Origin of the sequence: Citrobacter sp. CK202 (assembly GCF_030333225.1) — a bacterium.
Taxonomy (GTDB): Bacteria; Pseudomonadota; Gammaproteobacteria; order Enterobacterales; family Enterobacteriaceae; genus Citrobacter_B; species Citrobacter_B koseri.
Genome location: NZ_JAOWGI010000020.1, coordinates 35,012 through 53,646, shown reverse-complemented (window position 1 = coordinate 53,646; position 18,635 = coordinate 35,012). Strand labels below are relative to the sequence as shown.

General features: G+C 54.3%; 15 protein-coding genes. 7 read left to right on the top strand and 8 right to left on the bottom strand.

The window, feature by feature from the left end; genetic code table 11:
* Positions 1 to 7: 7 nt before the first annotated feature.
* The 4 genes from tssD to tamA form a co-directional block, all read right to left on the bottom strand.
* The gene (gene tssD, locus OGX84_RS03870) at positions 8 to 1,090 is read right to left on the bottom strand and encodes a type VI secretion system tube protein TssD (protein ID WP_275166080.1); all 1,083 of its coding nucleotides are present in this window, start codon (positions 1,088 to 1,090) and stop codon (positions 8 to 10) included.
* Between the two features lie 257 nt (positions 1,091 to 1,347).
* A complete protein-coding gene (locus tag OGX84_RS03865; protein WP_012134386.1) occupies positions 1,348 to 1,692 on the bottom strand; it encodes a gamma-glutamylcyclotransferase family protein in 345 nt (114 codons plus the stop codon).
* Between the two features lie 2 nt (positions 1,693 to 1,694).
* Entirely contained in the window at positions 1,695 to 5,474 is a 3,780-nt protein-coding gene (gene tamB / locus OGX84_RS03860; protein ID WP_286457396.1) for an autotransporter assembly complex protein TamB, read from the bottom strand.
* Positions 5,471 to 7,204: an autotransporter assembly complex protein TamA gene (gene tamA / locus OGX84_RS03855; RefSeq protein WP_012134388.1), complete on the bottom strand. Its 1,734-nt coding sequence runs from the start codon at positions 7,202 to 7,204 to the stop codon at positions 5,471 to 5,473. Before tamA ends, tamB begins: the two co-directional genes overlap by 4 nt.
* A gap of 213 nt (positions 7,205 to 7,417) precedes the next feature.
* Here tamA and msrA point away from each other — a divergent pair, with 213 nt between their 5' ends.
* Positions 7,418 to 8,056, top strand: coding sequence for a peptide-methionine (S)-S-oxide reductase MsrA (msrA, locus tag OGX84_RS03850; RefSeq protein WP_286457394.1), 639 nt, complete (start codon positions 7,418 to 7,420; stop codon positions 8,054 to 8,056).
* Between the two features lie 151 nt (positions 8,057 to 8,207).
* The gene (gene paeA, locus OGX84_RS03845; protein WP_012134390.1) at positions 8,208 to 9,551 is read left to right on the top strand and encodes a polyamine export protein PaeA; all 1,344 of its coding nucleotides are present in this window, start codon (positions 8,208 to 8,210) and stop codon (positions 9,549 to 9,551) included.
* A gap of 81 nt (positions 9,552 to 9,632) precedes the next feature.
* On the opposite strand, the gene OGX84_RS03840 is transcribed toward paeA, so the two are convergent.
* Positions 9,633 to 9,839, bottom strand: coding sequence for a DUF1107 domain-containing protein (locus OGX84_RS03840; protein ID WP_004857160.1), 207 nt, complete (start codon positions 9,837 to 9,839; stop codon positions 9,633 to 9,635).
* 326 nt (positions 9,840 to 10,165) lie between these two features.
* Here OGX84_RS03840 and OGX84_RS03835 point away from each other — a divergent pair, with 326 nt between their 5' ends.
* Complete coding sequence (locus OGX84_RS03835) at positions 10,166 to 10,723, top strand: YtfJ family protein (RefSeq protein WP_049010956.1); 558 nt, start codon at positions 10,166 to 10,168, stop codon at positions 10,721 to 10,723.
* Here the strand turns inward: OGX84_RS03835 and cysQ are convergent.
* Positions 10,720 to 11,460: a 3'(2'),5'-bisphosphate nucleotidase CysQ gene (gene cysQ / locus OGX84_RS03830; protein WP_049010955.1), complete on the bottom strand. Its 741-nt coding sequence runs from the start codon at positions 11,458 to 11,460 to the stop codon at positions 10,720 to 10,722. The genes OGX84_RS03835 and cysQ overlap by 4 nt on opposite strands.
* A 190-nt stretch (positions 11,461 to 11,650) precedes the next feature.
* Between cysQ and OGX84_RS03825 the strand changes: the two genes are divergently transcribed.
* Complete coding sequence (locus OGX84_RS03825) at positions 11,651 to 13,594, top strand: bifunctional 2',3'-cyclic-nucleotide 2'-phosphodiesterase/3'-nucleotidase (protein ID WP_286457392.1); 1,944 nt, start codon at positions 11,651 to 11,653, stop codon at positions 13,592 to 13,594.
* A gap of 88 nt (positions 13,595 to 13,682) precedes the next feature.
* Here OGX84_RS03825 and OGX84_RS03820 read toward each other — a convergent pair whose 3' ends face one another.
* The gene (locus tag OGX84_RS03820) at positions 13,683 to 14,063 is read right to left on the bottom strand and encodes a winged helix-turn-helix transcriptional regulator (RefSeq protein WP_012134394.1); all 381 of its coding nucleotides are present in this window, start codon (positions 14,061 to 14,063) and stop codon (positions 13,683 to 13,685) included.
* A gap of 89 nt (positions 14,064 to 14,152) precedes the next feature.
* Between OGX84_RS03820 and OGX84_RS03815 the strand changes: the two genes are divergently transcribed.
* The 3 genes from OGX84_RS03815 (at position 14,153) to OGX84_RS03805 (ending at position 16,949) form a co-directional block, all read left to right on the top strand.
* Positions 14,153 to 15,001 carry an SDR family oxidoreductase gene (locus OGX84_RS03815; RefSeq protein WP_058668468.1) on the top strand — a complete coding sequence of 283 codons (849 nt, stop codon included), beginning with the start codon at positions 14,153 to 14,155 and terminating at the stop codon, positions 14,999 to 15,001.
* 81 nt (positions 15,002 to 15,082) lie between these two features.
* Positions 15,083 to 15,907: an AraC family transcriptional regulator gene (locus OGX84_RS03810; protein WP_286457390.1), complete on the top strand. Its 825-nt coding sequence runs from the start codon at positions 15,083 to 15,085 to the stop codon at positions 15,905 to 15,907.
* Between the two features lie 76 nt (positions 15,908 to 15,983).
* Positions 15,984 to 16,949: a DMT family transporter gene (locus OGX84_RS03805; RefSeq protein ID WP_058668467.1), complete on the top strand. Its 966-nt coding sequence runs from the start codon at positions 15,984 to 15,986 to the stop codon at positions 16,947 to 16,949.
* A 63-nt stretch (positions 16,950 to 17,012) separates the two neighbouring features.
* Here OGX84_RS03805 and OGX84_RS03800 read toward each other — a convergent pair whose 3' ends face one another.
* The gene (locus OGX84_RS03800) at positions 17,013 to 18,566 is read right to left on the bottom strand and encodes a methyl-accepting chemotaxis protein (protein WP_012134399.1); all 1,554 of its coding nucleotides are present in this window, start codon (positions 18,564 to 18,566) and stop codon (positions 17,013 to 17,015) included.
* Positions 18,567 to 18,635 lie beyond the last annotated feature (69 nt).

Here is an 18,635-nt window from a genome sequence, read left to right as displayed (position 1 = left end):
ATCCCCCTTAGAACACATTCTCTAACGCCAGTAAATCATGCCGTTGTCTTTCAGACAGCTTCCAACCTGAGATAAAATTTCCATCAAAATCTGTCATTACATTAAGATTAGTTGATGGATTAAAATAGTGACAGACATCAGAATCCCATCGATACTTCCCCTTTATTTTAATAGTATCAACCATATCCATATGTTTCCTCACCGCATTTTCAAACGACACCAGATTTTGCTTATTAGTTGTACCAGAAATGCCAAAGTCTATAGCATGTTTAAATTTTTTCTGTAACTGCTTTGTAGAAAATTTAAAATCATTAAATCTTACAGCGGTCCTGGTTTCAATTCGCCTCGATTCCTCAAGTGCTCGAACCTCTGATTCTAACCCCACCCTCCCCAACCCATACACTGCGGCAATTGAGGCTGCCGTTATGGCAACACCGACTGTTTTCTCGTTAAGAATCTGATCGTAACCCTCAACAGCATCGCCACCCAGTTTCTCAGCGGTGTCCCTGAATCCCCCGACATTACCATTATAAATCCCCCCGGCCGCCAGCAGTCGCCCTACGCCAGCGCTGTTAAGGGTATGGGTATGAGTCTGGGCTTTCGGCGTTGGAACAAACAGCTTATTGTATTCCGCTGGTAGGGCAAGATAACTACACTCGGTATTGCTTATCAGATGTTTACTGAGAATATAATCATAATCAACAGATATTGTTTCTGTATCTATCTCGTCTTTTATAATGCGAAGCTGAATCCTTGATATTGAAGCGCCTCTGAGCTGAATATAATAATACTTCTCCCATTGACCATATCTATTTATGCGGTAAAACCAAAACGCCAGAAACAGGTTTTCATTGTTATTAATCGCATTAGCTAACAGCGGTGAACTTTTATCTATTTGCTTGCTGAATGTTAAGTTCTGTAGATTCGCACCTTTACCTGTATTCGTTACCCCCGAACTCAAAGAAAATACAAATATTTCATTCACATGATTTCGTTGCCAACGATTACCGACTGAATCAGTTGTGCCACACCCATCAGAAATATCACCTTGTTGCTCACCAATGAGTTTAAGATAAACAATATCACTCATCCATTACTATCCTTACCTGGATAATTATTTTGTAGAACGAGAATGCGACTGAAATAAAACTATTTCCGCTAGCGGGATCATATTACTCTATAATAATACAAGATAATATTTTAAGAAGAATAATAATTCACACTAATTAGTGTTTCAGTTAATAAGCATTTTGCCTAATGAACAAAAAGATAAGTACGTCCTGATAATCCAGGGCGACAGCTGGCACCACATAAAACAACGCCACCCGAAGGTGGCGTGTTTTTTTATCAGCACTGGTCTCTGTCTAACCAGTTACCGCTTTCAATCAGCGTTAACCCTTCGACCGGACGTTGGTACACATACATCCATGCGCTTCCGTACGGTGTCTGGATTAACTGGCGTGCATATTCGCCGCCCCTGGTGCGCAAGGCATCAAGTTCGGCCAGCGTGGCGTTATCAATACGATAAACTTCACCGTGTACCGATCCGTTTCCCGGAACTGCGCCTGGATAGTGGCCCAGGCTATACAACTGGTAGTTATCGATACTGTAATCGCCCAGCAACTGGGCGTTGGTCATCCAGTGGCTGTTGCCCTGTTTGCGTCGTAAACTGCCGTAAACAAATATTCGCATTGCTAAAACTCGAACTGATAGAGCAAATCAAGTGCCTGATCTACGCCAGACACTGCTTCCAGATATAGCTTAGGCATCAGGCGATAACGTAACGTGAGCGTCGCCAAAGAGTCAAATATACCCACACCATATTTCACTTGCAGACCTGGCAGCACATATCCGCTGACCACAACCTGGGATGAGTCGCCCACCCCTTGCGTGTCCAGCGCCAGATTGCTTACGCCAAATGTCTCCCCGATTTTACCCACAACCTGACCACTTTGTGCAACCCCCAGACCAACAAGCATTGAGGTCATCGCCGCACTGTCGCTCTGATCGCTCTCCAGCCCCTGGCCGCGCAGCAGGTAAGACAGCGCCTCCTGCTGGGACATCGCCGGGTCAGAGAAGATTTCCGCTTTCGGCTCATCTGCGGTGCCAGTCACGCGCACCCCGGCAATAACGTCGTTCTCCGTCGATTCAGGATTACGAATCGCCTCGATGTTGAGCAGCGGCTGATCCGGCGGGCCAGAGAACAGCAGTTCCCCCTTACGCACGATCAGATCCTGCCCATACGCATGGAAGCGCCCGTCAGGAATATTGATCTGCCCGTTAAGCCCCAGTCCCTGTTTGTCCTGCGCAACTTTCAGGTCGCCGGTCAGACGCGCTTTCAGGCCAAACGCATCCATGCGGACGTTGTTCCCTACGTGGACAATCAGGTTGCTGTTGATCGGAATCGACGCGCTCTGCGGATTTTCAGGCTGTAAATCGTTATTGAGCATGACTTCATCGCTGGAGACGCCTACCGCGCTTTCCGGCAGTTCATGCACCACGATACGCGCCCACGGCACATCCACGCGTCCATCCAGCGTGAACAGGCTCGGCGTCGCCTCAAAGACCACATCCGGGGAAACATCCAGCCGCACCATCGGCGGCACGGTGATACGCACGCGGCTGCCTTTCGCCGCCACGCGGGCGCGCCAGTTATCTATCTGGCTCCAGTCGGCGTCGCCGCTCAGATTAATTTGCCCCTGCTGTGTGCGCACCACGCCTTGCAGAGTTGAGCGCGTACCGTTGAAATTCATCGCCAGTTGGCTTGGCTGCATATCAAACGGCATAAAGTTGCCATCCACATCCAGGCCGCTCAGCTGTAGCTGACCAAACATCTGTGGGCTTTGCACGTCGCCCCCCAGACGCAGGTTTGCGTTCAACATGCCCGCCGCTTTTTCGCCGCGCGAGAAGACAGGGTTGACCATCGCCAGGTTGAAGTTGCGGATATTGACGTTACCACCAATATTACGCCGCCCTTGCGGGTCGGTTATCTGTACCTGCCCGTCGAACTGGCCGTTATTGGTCAGACGGATCATCCAGCCTAACTGCGCCTGGTTATTGTGCAGATCGGCATTCAGGTTCAGCGTGTCGAAAGCCACCGGTAACGGCGCGTCATTGACCCGTTGCGTTACCTTCACGTTACGACCCGACAGTGTAACCTGCCCTTGCGGCAGCCCCTCTTTGGTGGTGTCCCACGCGACATCCGCTTTTCCGCTAAAGACGCCGCTGGCCTGCGTGGCGTCCGGCATAAACGGCTTCAGCATCGCCAGATCGAAACGGTTGAGATTCACCACCGCCCGTCCTTCTGCCCCGGCATCGATCGTTTGCGGTACGCACAGCTCCGCATTCGGGTTCGTCCAGCAGTGCGGCCCGATGCTGATTTTCTGTTCCTGGTTACGGTAATCCAGCGCAATGGCGCGCGTCAGCGACCACGGCCCCACCGGCGTCTGGAAGCGCGTATTGCTGAGCGTGCCTTTCCAGCGCGCTTCTTTACGGTCAAAACTGCCCGCAAGCGCAAGCTGCCCGGAGACCGGCTCGCCCTGAATCCGCAGTTGCAGTTCATGCTGCTTTTCGCTGCCTTTGGCATTCAGGGTGACGAGGTTGATATTGACGTCCGGCTGCGTAATCCGCTCAACGCGAACGTCAAGATTCCCGGCGATCTGGTCGGTGGATTTGATGTCCCCTTCCACACGCACCTGCGCCACCGACAGCTCCTGCCAGCGTAATCCGCGCGCGTTGATATCCGCCAGCAGCTGCGGCGCATCGACCGTACCACGGACTTTCACCAGCCCTTTGGCGGTACCGCCCAGCCCCGGCAGCGCGTTATCCAGATTCGGCGCATCAATCGTGGCGTCGAGATTGAGATCCTTAATGCCCAGTTCACCTTTCACATCGGCGCTATTGCGTCCCAGCTCCAGATGCAGACCCGGAATGACCCACTGCATGTAGCTGTTACCCTTCAGAGAGCCGTTAACATTGACCTTGTTCTGCTTCACGTTACCGGTCAGTTTCAGCTCAGGCACATCCATCTGCCAGCTGCCGCCATAGAGGCTTCCCCGGGTTTTGATCAGGCCATTAAGCGTAGAAGGCCAGTCCGGGATCTCTTTCGCCGTGTTGATGCCGTCCAGCGTCAGTTCGCCGCGCCAGCTGATCGCCTGCTGCCAGTCGACCAGCGCTTTCAGCTCGGTTTTCCCTTCCAGCGCCGCCACGGTGAGCTTATCGAGATTGATCTGCTGTTCGTTGCCTTTTGCATCCAGGGTAATGGTGGCGGGCGGAATGTCCTGCCCCTTCACCGCCGTGCGCATCGACAACGTGTAGTCGGTCATCTTGCCGGTAAGTTTGAGTTTGATATCGTCGGCCTGGAACTGCTTGTCGCCGGTAAACGGCCAGTAAACCTGGCGGCTTGCCACTTCAACGTTCAGCGGCAACCCGGCCTCGGCGAGACGCGTCTGGGCGCGCAGATCCATATCCACCGGCCCGGAGAGGTTAACGCCGATCTCCAGCTGTTCACGCAGCGCGCCGCCTACCTTCAGCTTCACCTTTTCGCCTTTCAGCGGATCGATATTCAGCGTGCTGTTGAGGGTGATATCCACCGGCCACGAGTTGGTCAACTGCGCCGTTCCGGTCGCATTGACGGTGCCCTGGTTGGCGTCGATATCCAGCGCATCCAGTTTCATATTGCCGTCGATGCTACTGACTTTCAGCAGCATGTTGCGCACCGTCAGGTCAGTATCGCCCGTCACGCGCAGCTGTTCGCCCTTAAACTCCTCAATATTAAGGTTGAGCGGCAGATGCACATCGGCCATCTCCGGCAACACGGGCTTTGAGAACAGATCCTTCAGCGTCTCGCCAAGCGGCTTTTCATCCGGTTGGGGATGGTCAATCTTCGGTTCAACCACCTCTTCCTGCGCCACTTCCGCCACTTTTGGCAACGCGATTAGCAGTCCCTGTAGCGAAGTTGGCTTCAGAGTCAGGGTTTTCTCCTGCCAGTTAAGGCCGGAGGTGAAATCCATCACCGAGACGGTCGTATCATCAATTTTGAGATTGATATTGCTGAGCGCCACGCGCGAAAGCGTGATGGGATACGGCGTGGAAAGATTCAGCGGCCCGCTGTCCTCTTCTTCCTCCACCGGTTCGGAAGGCGGCATTTTTTTGCTGTCGATGGCGACGTTGATGTCCTTCAACGACAGATCGTTAACACACAGGCTGCTGTCCCACAGGCAGCCGAGTTTCACCGCCAGGTGGATTTCACCGGCATTCACCGCCACGCCGGGCTGATCGTAACGAATATTTTTCAGCGACAGGTCACGCCAGCCGCCAGTTACCTGACCGATCTCCAGCCCCGGCACCCAGCGGTTCGCCGCGTTAAAGACCAGATGCAGCCCCGTCGTGGTGCCCACCAGGAACGCCACGGTTCCCAGCAGCAGCAGAATAAAAATCAGTACGCCGAGGCTTATTTTCTTCCATAAACTCATAATTCAGGCCCCAGACCGATGTAAAACTGTAAACCGTGTTCGTCTTTGTCACCAACCGGCACGGCAAAATCGAGCTTGATTGGCCCGACCGGAGACTGCCAACGCACGCCAACCCCGGCGCCGGTTTTAAAGTCGCTCTTACGGATATCGCTGACGGCTTCGCCGCTGTCGACGAACATCGCCCCCCACCATTTTCCGGTCACGTTGTACTGGTATTCCAGCGAGCCCGTCACCAGCTTCGACGCCCCTTTCAGGTTGCCGTCGCTGTCTTCCGGCGAGATAGATTTGTATTTATAACCGCGAATACTGCGATCGCCACCGGCGAAGAAACGCAAATCCGGCGGCACTTTGTCGAAATCGCCGGTCTCAATCCAGCCCAGGTTGCCGCGCATCACGAAGCGATGGCGGTCATACAGCGAGCGAATCCAGACGTTTTGCGCCTGAAATACCGAGAAATCCACGTCCGAACCCCAGGCGGTGTTTGAGTAATCGATGGAGTAACGCTGGGAATCCCCCCACGTCGGCATCAGGCCGCCGCGCGAACGGGTACGGCTGATCATCACGCCCGGATAGAGCAGCATGGTGGTGTTGGTGACGTTACCCTGCGTAAAGTGATCGAGGCTCCAGCGCAGATTGATGGCGCGCTGCCAGCCGCTGGAAAGGTCCCAGTAGCGGGAAACGGCAAGCGTGGAGGAGTCCGCCTCGGTGTCGTTGAGATCGGTGCGCTTAATCCCTCCCTGAACCAGATAGTATTGTTCCAGCGGGTTCTTTAAGAGCGGCATTTTATAGCTGAAATCGACCTGCTGCTCCGGGGCGGAGATACTGGCGCTGGTGGTCAGACTGTGGCCGTAGGAGTTCATCCACGGTTTTTTCCACGTCGCCTTCACACGCGGCCCGACGTCGGTAGAGTAGCCGACGCCCGTTTCAATGGTGTTTTCAGTACGTGGCGACATGACGCCGTGCAGCGGTAATACTTTGGTTTCGCGCGCTTTATCAAATTCAGGCGCCACGACGACCGAGTTAAACCAGCCGGTGGCCGACAGACGGCGGTTCAGTTCCGCCAGGTCTTTCGACTGGTAGTAATCTCCCTCTTTGAACGGGATCAGGTTTTGCAGATACTCGTCGCGAATCTGCGAACCTTCGAAAGTGACCTGGCCAAAGCGATAGCGCTCGCCGCTGTTGTAATCGATGTCCCAGAACGCCTGATGACGATCGAGCGACACGCCTAACTGGCTTTTATTAAATTCACTGTCGAAATAGCCTTTACGTAGCGCCACGCTGGTTAATGACTTTTTGAAGCCGTCATAGTCGCCATGATTCAGCACGGTTCCGATGGCCGGACGCGTTTTCAGCAAATCCAGATAATCCCTGTCGGTACGCGCGCCGCCGCGTAAAATCACTTCTGTTCCGCCGATGCGAACCGGTTCGCCTGGCGTCACTTTGGCGAGCAAGACCTGACGCCCCTTCTCCGGCGGCGGGCGCAGCTCAAAATCAATGGTCGGCTCGTAGTAGCCCAGCGCTTTTAATCCTTCGCGGATGGCATCATCAACGCGCGCGCGAAAACGCCGGTCCGGCGTCACTTCATCACTTTGAATCGTAGACAACTGCGCACGAACGTTTTTTTCCAGCTCGCCCGATAACCCCTCGACCTGTAAACGGACGTTTGCGGCTACGGCAGAACCGCTTAAGCACAGTAAGCTAACCCAGCATAACTGACGGATATATGGCACGTTTTCTCCTGAATATCCCTTATTCCCACCCCTGGAAGGAAATCACAATGCCGCTCCACGGCTTAACAAAAACCCAACAACCGGGATTGAAAAACAGACGACAACCCAAATATTTCTTATGTTTACTCTAGACGCATTCACTGTAACTATTGTGTGCAAAGACGCGTCTCGTTACAACCTTAACCCCAATTACTGATTTCGGGAGAATGGCCCATGAGTTTATTTGATAAAAAGCATCTTGTTTCACAAGCAGATGCCCTACCTGGACGCAATACCCCGATGCCAGTGACAACTTTACATGCGGTAAACGGACACTCAATGACAAACGTGCCCGAAGGGATGGAAATTGCCCTCTTCGCCATGGGTTGCTTCTGGGGCGTCGAGCGTTTGTTCTGGCAATTACCCGGCGTTTACAGCACCGCAGCGGGATACACCGGCGGCTATACGCCAAACCCAACCTATCGGGAAGTCTGCTCCGGGCAAACCGGCCACGCCGAAGCGGTACGCGTCGTCTACGATCCGCAGGTTATCAGCTATGAACAATTGTTGCAGGTCTTCTGGGAAAATCACGATCCGGCGCAAGGTATGCAGCAGGGCAACGATCACGGAACGCAGTACCGCTCGGCGATTTATCCGTTAACGCCAGAGCAGAACGCCGCCGCACATGCCAGCCTGGCGCGTTTCCAGAGCGCGATGACTGCGGCAAACGACGATCGCCACATCACCACCGAGATCAACACCGCCACCCCGTTTTACTATGCCGAGGACGATCACCAGCAGTATCTGCACAAGAATCCGTATGGCTATTGCGGCATTGGCGGGATCGGCGTGTGCTTACCGCCGCAAGGTTAATTCAGCGCCTCTGGCGGCTTTACAGTTCCTTACGCTATACTAGCGACTGAAATTACCGGCCCACATCCTTCGGGCCGGTTTTCAATGTGTATATCACACGGATTTATCAACTTCCCCTTCCGAGGATCTGACCTGAACGGTCGGATAAGATATGTTAAACAGTATTTTAATTATACTCTGCCTGATCGCTGTGAGTGCGTTCTTCTCGATATCCGAGATCTCACTTGCCGCTTCACGAAAGATAAAACTCAAGTTGCTGGCTGATGAAGGCAACATCAATGCGCAACGCATCCTGAAAATGCAGGAAAACCCCGGGACGTTTTTTACCGTGGTGCAAATTGGCCTTAACGCTGTCGCCATTCTGGGCGGTATCGTCGGCGATGCCGCATTCTCTCCGGCCTTTCATTCGTTGTTCTCGAACTATATGTCGCCAGAACTCTCCGAGCAGTTAAGCTTCGTGCTCTCCTTCTCGTTAGTTACCGGTATGTTCATCCTGTTCGCCGATTTAACCCCGAAACGCATCGGTATGATTGCGCCAGAAGCCGTGGCTTTGCGTATCATCAACCCGATGCGCTTCTGCCTGTTCGTCTTCCGCCCCTTAGTGTGGTTCTTCAACGGCCTGGCAAACAGCATTTTCCGCCTGTTTAAAATCCCGATGGTGCGTAAAGACGATATCACCTCGGACGATATTTACGCCGTGGTGGAAGCCGGGGCGCTTGCTGGCGTGCTGCGTAAGCAGGAACACGAGCTGATTGAAAACGTGTTTGAGCTGGAATCGCGTACCGTGCCGTCTTCCATGACGTCGCGTGAAAACATCATCTGGTTCGATCTGCATGAAGATGAGCAAAGCCTGAAAAATAAAGTCGCAGAGCATCCGCACTCAAAATTCCTGGTGTGTAATGAAGATATCGACCACATCATCGGCTACGTTGATTCTAAAGATCTGCTCAACCGCGTTCTGGCAAACCAGAGTATGGCGCTTAACAGCGGCGTGCAGATCCGCAACACATTAATCGTGCCGGACACCCTGACCCTCTCTGAAGCGCTGGAAAGCTTTAAGACGGCGGGGGAAGACTTCGCGGTGATCATGAACGAATACGCGCTGGTGGTCGGGATTATCACGCTGAACGACGTGATGACCACGCTGATGGGCGACCTGGTCGGCCAGGGTCTGGAAGAACAAATCGTGGCGCGCGATGAAAACTCCTGGCTGATCGACGGCGGAACGCCGATTGACGACGTCATGCGCGTGCTGGATATCGACGAGTTCCCGCAGTCCGGCAACTACGAGACCATCGGCGGCTTTATGATGTTTATGCTGCGTAAAATCCCGAAACGCACCGACTCGGTGAAGTTCTCGGGTTATAAATTTGAGGTGGTGGATATCGACAACTACCGTATCGATCAGCTACTGGTAACGCGCCTCGACACTAAAACCAGCATCCTGGTCCCTAAACTGCCGGATAGCAAAGAGAAAGAAGAAGGCCCGGCATAAATGCCAGGCCCTGGAAACATCAACGGCTCCCATTGGGAGCCGTTTTTTTATACTACTTTAAACTACTGCATAGCACTTTGGTTAAGCCATCTCAGTTTGCAGACGCAGAACCTGACGGTTAACTTCGGACATCACAGACAAATGCTGCTTATCCTTCACTTTTGGGATAAGAATCTTGCCCTTATCAAACTCAAAAGCGCCAACGTCCTTGATATATAACCGTCCACGGAACAGGATCTTCACGTACTTCGCCACCTGTAGCGGGTTGTACCGTTGGAAAATTTTCATTGTTATCTCCTGCTGAGCGTTACGCCTTTGCGGTGCCACATTCGGCCCAGCTGTTCTAAGGCGCAAATTTTAATGCCATATGACTATAGACTATCTCTACGATGTTTCCAGTGTGTATAAGTTTATTTACCTTTTCATTACAGTTATTCAGAATTATCTATTCACCGATTCGCTGTCTTCAGTATAAGTCTTCATTTTTCGCAGGATTTGTGCGCCCGTCCGCAAACTGGCATCACGCTTGCGGGAAAAAGCATCATTCGCACATATGATTAAACTTCAGACCCAAGTGGTCGGATCACCTGCAAAAAAATAAAGAAGGAAACCCCATGACCTTACGTAAACTGCTGGCGCTGTCGTGCCTGTTACTGCCGATGATGGCCTCCGCGCATAACTTTGAAACCCATCAGCGCGTATCACCGATTGGGATCACCGATCGCGGCGAACTGATTCTTGATAACAACAAGTTTAGCTACAAAAGCTGGAATAGCGCGCAGCTCCCCGGGAAAGTTCGGGTGTTGCAGCACATCGCCGGGCGAACGTCAGCGAAAGAGAAAAACGCCGCGCTGATAGAAGCGATTAAATCCGCGAATCTCCCGCATGACCGCTACCAGACGACAACCATCGTCAATACCGACGACGCGATTCCGGGCACCAGCATGTTTGTGCGCAGCAGCATAGAGAGCAATAAAAAACTCTATCCTTGGTCACAATTTATTGTCGACAGCAATGGCGTGGCGCGTAAGGCATGGCAGCTTGAAGAAGAGAGCTCCGCCATTGTGGTGCTCGATAAAGACGGGCGTATTCAGTATGCCAAAGACGGCGGGTTAAGCCCGGCAGAGGTGCAGCAGGTGATCGCCCTGCTGCATAAGTTGCTGAATAATTAATAGATAGAGACCCGGAAGCCGGGGTTAAGGAACGATTCACGCGGGGTATAGTCCAGGGGTTTCCCCTGCCAGTTGTGAACGTGCGCCCCGGCCGCAGCGGCAACGGCATGGCCTGCGGCAGTGTCCCAGACGCAGGTCGGCCCAAAGCGCGGATATAACTGCGCCTGCCCTTCCGCCACCAGACAAAACTTCAGCGATGAGCCGATGGAGGTCGTCTGATGTTCGCCCAGCTGTTGCAGGTACTCTTGCAACTCGTTGTCGGCATGGGAGCGGCTAATCACCACCAGCGGCGGTCGCGCGTCGCGCACCTGAATCTGTTTACGTACGCCGCACTCTTCTTTCCAGGCTTTTCCTTCCGCAGCGCTGTACATCACTTTCATGACGGGCGCGTAGACCACGCCCAGAACCGGTTTACCTTTATCAATCAGCGCAATATTGACGGTAAACTCGCCGTTACGTTTGATGAACTCTTTGGTGCCGTCTAACGGGTCAACCAGCCAGTAGCGCTGCCAGTGCTGGCGCACATCCCAGGAGGGCGGATCTTCTTCCGACAAAACCGGGATATCCGGCGTCAGCGCCTGTAACCCTTCCAGTATCACCGCGTGGGCGGCAATATCCGCCGCAGTAACCGGAGAATCATCCTGCTTGTTGGTGATTTCAATCGGTTTGATTCCATCGTAGACCTGCATAATGGCATCGCCCGCATTCCGTGCAAGCTGGCATACATGTTCTAGCATTCTCCACCTCGTTTATGGCAGTGGCGTTTAACTCTTTGTTTTACTTATACCCCATCGTAAATGAATCCGCCATCTGTGATAGCGATTGCGGTTTTAATGGCTGAATTCATGTCATGATTCACAGTTCTGTAAGCAACAAGACTTATATACATTTTCTTTTGTGTTTCAGATCTAAAAAAGGATGCCCCTGATGATTAAGTTTAGCGCAACGCTCCTGGCCACGCTGATCGCCGCCAGCGTGAATGCGGCGACCGTCGATCTTCGGATTATGGAAACCACTGATTTGCATAGCAACATGATGGATTTCGATTATTACAAAGATACAGCGACCGAAAAATTCGGACTGGTACGCACAGCAAGTTTAATTAACGCCGCCAGAAATGAAGTCAAAAATAGCGTGCTGGTCGATAACGGCGATCTTATTCAGGGGAGTCCACTGGGCGATTACATGGCGGCAAAGGGGCTGAAAGCCGGTGATATTCACCCTGTCTACAAGGCGTTGAATACGCTGGATTATGCGGTCGGCAACCTCGGTAACCATGAATTTAACTACGGTCTGGACTATCTGCATAAGGCGCTGGCGGGCGCGAAATTCCCTTACGTGAATGCCAATATCATCGACGTTAAGACCAAAAAGCCGCTGTTTACGCCTTATCTGATCAAAGAGACTAACGTGGTCGATAAAGAGGGCAACACGCAGACGCTGAAAATTGGCTATATCGGTTTTGTCCCTCCGCAGATTATGACCTGGGATAAAGCCAACCTGAGCGGCAAAGTCACCGTCAACGATATTACCGAAACCGCTCGTCAGTATGTGCCGGAGATGCGGGCCAACGGCGCCGACGTTGTGGTGGTGATTGCCCACTCCGGGCTTTCTGCCGATCCGTACCAGACGATGGCGGAAAACTCCGTGTATTACCTGAGCGAAGTCCCCGGCGTTGACGCCATCATGTTCGGCCATGCGCACGCGGTCTTCCCTTCCAAAGATTTTGCCGATATCAACGGCGCGGATATCGCAAAAGGTACGCTTAACGGAGTACCGGCGGTCATGCCGGGTATGTGGGGCGATCATCTGGGCGTGGTGGATCTGGTGCTCAACAACGACAGCGGCAAATGGCAGGTGACCGGTGCGAAAGCCGAAGCGCGGCCCATTTACGATACCGCCGCGAAAAAATCGCTGGCCGCAGAAGATAAAAAACTGGTGGGTATCCTGAAAGCCGACCACGATGCCACCCGCGAGTTCGTTAGCAAACCGATCGGTAAGTCCGCCGATAACATGTACAGCTACCTGGCGCTGGTGCAGGACGATCCTACCGTGCAGGTGGTGAACAATGCGCAGAAAGCGTATGTCGAACACTTTATTCAGGGCGACCCGGACTTGGCGAAACTGCCGGTGCTCTCTGCCGCTGCGCCGTTTAAAGTCGGTGGACGTAAAAACGATCCTGCCAGCTTTGTTGAAGTGGAAAAAGGTCAGCTTACCTTCCGCAACGCCGCCGATCTTTACCTCTATCCGAACACGCTGGTCGTCGTAAAAGCCAGCGGCAAAGAGGTGAAAGAGTGGCTGGAATGTTCCGCCGGGCAGTTCAATCAGATTGATGTCCACAGCAGTAAACCGCAGTCATTGATCAACTGGGACGGTTTTCGCACCTATAACTTTGATGTGATTGACGGCGTGGAGTATCAGATTGATGTGTCGCAGCCTGCACGCTACGACGGCGAATGCCAGACGGTGAATCCGCAAGCGGAACGTATTAAAAATCTGACCTTCAACGGCAAGCCTGTCGATCCGAACGCTATATTCCTGGTCGCGACCAATAACTATCGCGCCTACGGCGGCAAATTTGCCGGTACGGGCGACAGCCACATCGCTTTTGCATCACCGGATGAGAACCGCTCCGTACTGGCGGCGTGGATTGGCGCGGAGTCGAAGCGTGCGGGGGAAATCCACCCGGCGGCGGACAACAACTGGCGTCTGGCGCCAGTTCACAGCGACACGAAACTGGATATCCGCTTCGAAACCTCGCCGTCCGATAAGGCTGCCGCGTTTATCAAAGAGAAGGGACAATATCCGATGAATAAAGTCGCTACCGATGACATCGGTTTTGCGATTTATCAGCTGGATTTGAGTAAGTAAAACCACGCCGGGTGGCGGCTTCGCCTTACCCGGCCTACGCGATCGACATGCCGTAGGCCAGATAAGCGCAGCGCCATCCGGCAAGCCGTTATGCCGCTCGCTCTTTCCGCTGTGCCAGCACCTGCGGCAAATTGAGTTCGATCCAGTCTGCCAGCGCGGCGACCTTCTCACTCACCTGTTCACCCAGCGTCGTCAGACTGTACTCCACATGCGGCGGCACCACCGGGTACGACACCCGATGAATAAATCCATCCTGCTCCAGCGCCTGTAATGACTGCGCCAGCATTTTTTCACTCACGCCGCCCATCTTGCGGCGTAAATCGCTGAAGCGGTGCGTTCCATCACGCAGCGCCACAAGAATTAATACGCCCCAGCGGCTGGTGACATGCTTTAACACCTCGCGAGAAGGACACTGCTCGGCAAACAAATTGCCATCGCGAAGCTGCTGAGAAAGCGTCGGGTTCGTCATCTTTACACTTACCTTTTTGTACGTACTTACTAAAAGTAAGTTTAAGTGCTAGCTTAATGAAACACAAGACGAACACAGGGAGATCCCCCATGATTGCAATTACCGGCGCGACCGGCCAACTGGGCCAACACGTTATCGATACCTTACTGAAAACCGTTCCTGCCAGCCAGATTGCGGCGATTGTCCGTAACCCCGCGAAAGCTGACGCGCTAACCCGACTGGGCGTTACCGTACGCCAGGCGGACTACAGCGACGAAGCCGCGTTCACGGCAGCGTTGCAGGGCATCGACAGATTGCTGCTGATCTCATCAAGCGAAGTCGGGCAACGTGCCGCTCAGCACCGCAACGTGATTAACGCGGCAATAGCCGCAAACGTGAAATTCATTGCCTATACCAGCCTGCTGCACGCAGACCGTTCCCCGCTGGGCCTGCATGTTGAACATGTGGAAACCGAAAAAATGCTGGCGGATTCAGGCATTCCTTACGCCCTGCTGCGCAACGGCTGGTACACCGAAAATTACCTGGCGAGCGCGCCAGCGGCTCTGGAGCACGGCGTCTTTATCGGCGCGGCCGGAGAAGGCAAAATCGCCTCTGCAACCCGTGCCGATTACGCTGCCGCAGCCGCTCGCGTCATCAGCGAAGAAGGCCATGCCGGTAAAGTGTATGAACTGGCAGGCGACGAAGGCTGGACGCTGAGCCAGTTAGCCGCCGAACTGGCAAAACAGAGCGGGAAAAAGGTCGTCTATCAGAACCTGAATGAAGCCGATTTCGCCGCCGCGCTGAAAGGCGTGGGCCTGCCAGCGGGTCTGGCGGATATGCTGGCTGATTCTGACGCGGGCGCCGCAAAAGGCGGCCTGTTTGACGACAGCCATACTCTGAGCGCACTGATCGGTCGCCCGACAACCTCGCTGGCGGAAAGCGTCAAAAGCATCCTGTAAGTGTTAAAAACAGGTTAATTGTTGTGGCATCCCTGCTGGCCATCTCTGATAATGAGCAGATGGCTTTCAGGGAGAGACAACGTGCAAGGCGTACCCGAACAGTTTAGCGATGAGAAAGACAGCGCCCGCTTTCACCATCTGGCGCAGGTGCCGGGGGTTGAGCTGTATCATGCGCATATCTCGCGTTACGCTTTCGAGCCTCACACCCACGAAGCCTTCGGTATCGGCGCAATTGAAGCCGGCGCCGAACGCTTTCGCTATCGCGGCACGCAGTACGTTGCTCCCGTTCACTCCGTTGTCACCATGAATCCCGATGAGCTGCATACCGGCGAAGCGGAAACCGCCGACGGCTGGCGCTATCGGATGATTTATCTCGATCCCGATCTGCTGGAAGAGGTGACCGGGGTTCGTCACTGGTGGTTTCATGAGGTCACGCGCCACGATCCGCTGCGCTCACGCCAGATCTGCACGCTGATCCACGGCCTGTGGCATACCGACGATCCGCTGGCGCAAAAAGGGCTGCTGCTCGATCTGATCGACACCTTCCAGCCGCTGGCGCGCCATGCGCCGGAAGTGCGGGAAGGCGGGCATCGCTTTGAGCGCGTGCGGGACTATCTGCACGACAACTATATGCATCCGGTCACGCTTGACGAACTGGCGCGGGTCGCCTCATTAAGCCCCTGGCATTTTCAGCGTCAGTTCAAGGCCCATTTCCACGTTACGCCGCACCAAATGCTGATGGCGATCCGTCTGTGGCGGGCAAAGGCGTTTCTCACGCTCGGGATGCCCGCAGCGGATGTGGCGGCCGCCACCGGGCTAACCGATCAATCTCATCTCACGCGCGCCTTTACCCATCGCTACGGCATTACGCCAGTGCGCTATCAAAAACAGGTTTATCCGCGCTAATGCGCAATCTCATACAATACTGGCGCATTTCTCCTGCCTACACTTTTCGCAATGTGAAACGATGTGGATATCAACGATGATTAGCGGCGTGTTGTATGCCCTGCTGGCAGGGTTAATGTGGGGACTGATTTTTGTCGGACCGTTGATCGTACCGGAGTATCCGGCGGTATTGCAGTCGATGGGGCGCTATCTGGCGCTGGGGTTAATTGCTGTGCCCCTGGCGTGGCTGGGGCGTGCGCGCCTGCGCCAGTTGACGCGCAAAGACTGGATAACCGCACTCGCGCTGACGATGATGGGCAATCTGATCTATTACGTCTGCCTGGCGAGCGCTATCCAGCGCACGGGAGCCCCCGTTTCCACCATGATCATCGGCACGTTGCCGGTGGTGATCCCGGTGTTTGCCAACCTGCTCTACAGCCAGCGAGATGGTAAGTTATCCTGGCGGCGTCTGGCGCCTGCGCTGGCGCTCATCGGCGTTGGCCTGCTGTGCGTCAATATTGCGGAGCTGAATCAGGGGCTGCCGGAGTTTAGCGGCTGGCGCTACGGTTCAGGTATCGCGCTGGCGCTGGTTTCCGTTGTGTGCTGGGCATGGTACGCGTTGCGTAATGCCCGCTGGCTGCGGGAAAACCCGGATAAACATCCGATGATGTGGGCAACAGCACAGGCGCTAGTGACGCTTCCCGTTTCGCTGCTGGGTTATGTTGCGGCCTGCATCTGGTTGGGTAAGCAGATGCCCGGCTTTCCTCTCCCCTTTGGCCCCCGACCTGATGTCTTTGTCGCCCTGATGGTCGCCATTGCCGTGCTCTGTTCATGGGTGGGGGCGCTATGCTGGAACGTCGCCAGCCAGAAGCTGCCGACGGTGATTCTGGGGCCCTTGATCGTGTTCGAAACGCTGGCTGGCCTGTTGTACACCTTTATACTGCGCGAGGAATTTCCACCGCTGCTGACGGTAAGCGGCATTGCGCTGCTGATTGTTGGGGTGGTGATAGCCGTCAGAGCCAGACCGCAGAAACCCGGCGTCGTCGTGGTTTCACAATCATAATGTGCCGGATGGCGCTGCGTTAATCCGGCCTACAAGATATTATCCTGTAGGCCGGAGCAGAGGTTAAACTTTAAACACCGCTACCGTCTGGGTCAGACGTGCCGCCTGCTCTTCAAGCGCAACGGCGGCAGTCGCCGACTCTTCCACCAGCGCGGCGTTCTGCTGCGTCACGCGATCCATCTCCGCCACCGCCAGGCCAACCTGGTCAATGCCGCGACTTTGTTCATCAGATGCAGAGGCAATCTCCCCCATGATGTCGGTCACACGGGTTACCGCACTGACAATTTCCGCCATCGTTTCCCCCGCTTCATGCACCAGCGCGGAACCCGCGCTGACCCGATTACCGGAGTCATCAATCAGCGTTTTGATCTCTTTCGCCGCCTGCGCGCTACGCTGCGCCAGCGTGCGCACCTCGCCAGCGACCACCGCAAAGCCACGGCCCTGTTCGCCCGCGCGAGCGGCTTCCACCGCCGCGTTCAGCGCCAGGATATTGGTCTGGAATGCGATACCGTCGATAACGCTGGTAATCTGCGCGATTTTGCTGGAGCTGGTGGCAATTTCATCCATCGTGCGCACAACGCCGTCCACTACGTTGCCGCCCTTCTGCGCCGTCTCAGAGGCATTTTTCGCCAGGCTGGACGCCTGACGCGCGTTGTCGGCGTTCTGTCTCACGGTTGCGGTGAGTTGTTCCATACTGGCGGCAGTCTCTTCCAGCGATGCGGCCTGCTGTTCAGTACGCGAAGAGAGATCGCTACTGCCTGTCGCAATTTCACCCGCACCGGTATAGATCGTGTCAGCGCCTTCACGTACCACGCTGACCGTGTTCGCCAGCGCCTGCTGCATCTCATGTACGTTATGCGCCAGTAGCGCCATTTCATTACTGCCTTCGGTATGGATATTGCGCGTCAGGTCGCCTGCCGCAATATGGCGGATATGTTCCATAACATCATGCAACGGTTTAAGTAAGACACGCTGCATTGCCAGCCAGCTAATCACGATCACCGCGACAACCGCCAGCATAACGGCCGCCAGAATCCACAGAATGCGCTGGTAGTCCTGTTCATTTTGTTGAATGCCCGCGTTCGTCAGTTCGGCCTGCGCGGCACGCCATTCCAGGTACACGTCCTGCATCGCCGTCTGTTTTTGTTCCGCATTCTGTTTGAACATCTCTTCCAGTTGTCCTGCGGCAAGGAAGGTATTCATTTTCGCCAGCGTCGCGGAGTAGATGCCGTACTGCTCTTCCAGACGGTCGGCCAGGTGTTCATCCAGCCCCGGCGTTTCTGGCAGCGCGTAGTATTTATCGTAATGACGCTGCGCATCAGCCAGCAGGGCATTCGCCGTCTTCACCAGTTCATTTAGCTGACCGCCGTTGATCTCATTGGCCATGCTACTTTGCAGGCGCAACATGCCGCGGTTAAGCGTGACGCGCGCCTGGTTCAGGCTGATCCAGGCATCGGTAAACTCCGCGACGTTCTGGCTGGAACGCTGCGATACGGTAAAATTTTGCTTATCGTTATTGAGCGCGCTGATAAAAACGCCCGCCGAAATAAGCTGCATCGCGCCGAGGGCGAGTAATACGATAATCAGTAAGGTTATAACTTTGATTCGTTTGAACATTTGTTGCCTTTTACTATGCAGGTATTGTCAGAGGTCTAACTATCGGCAGTGCCGCCGGCATATTTAATT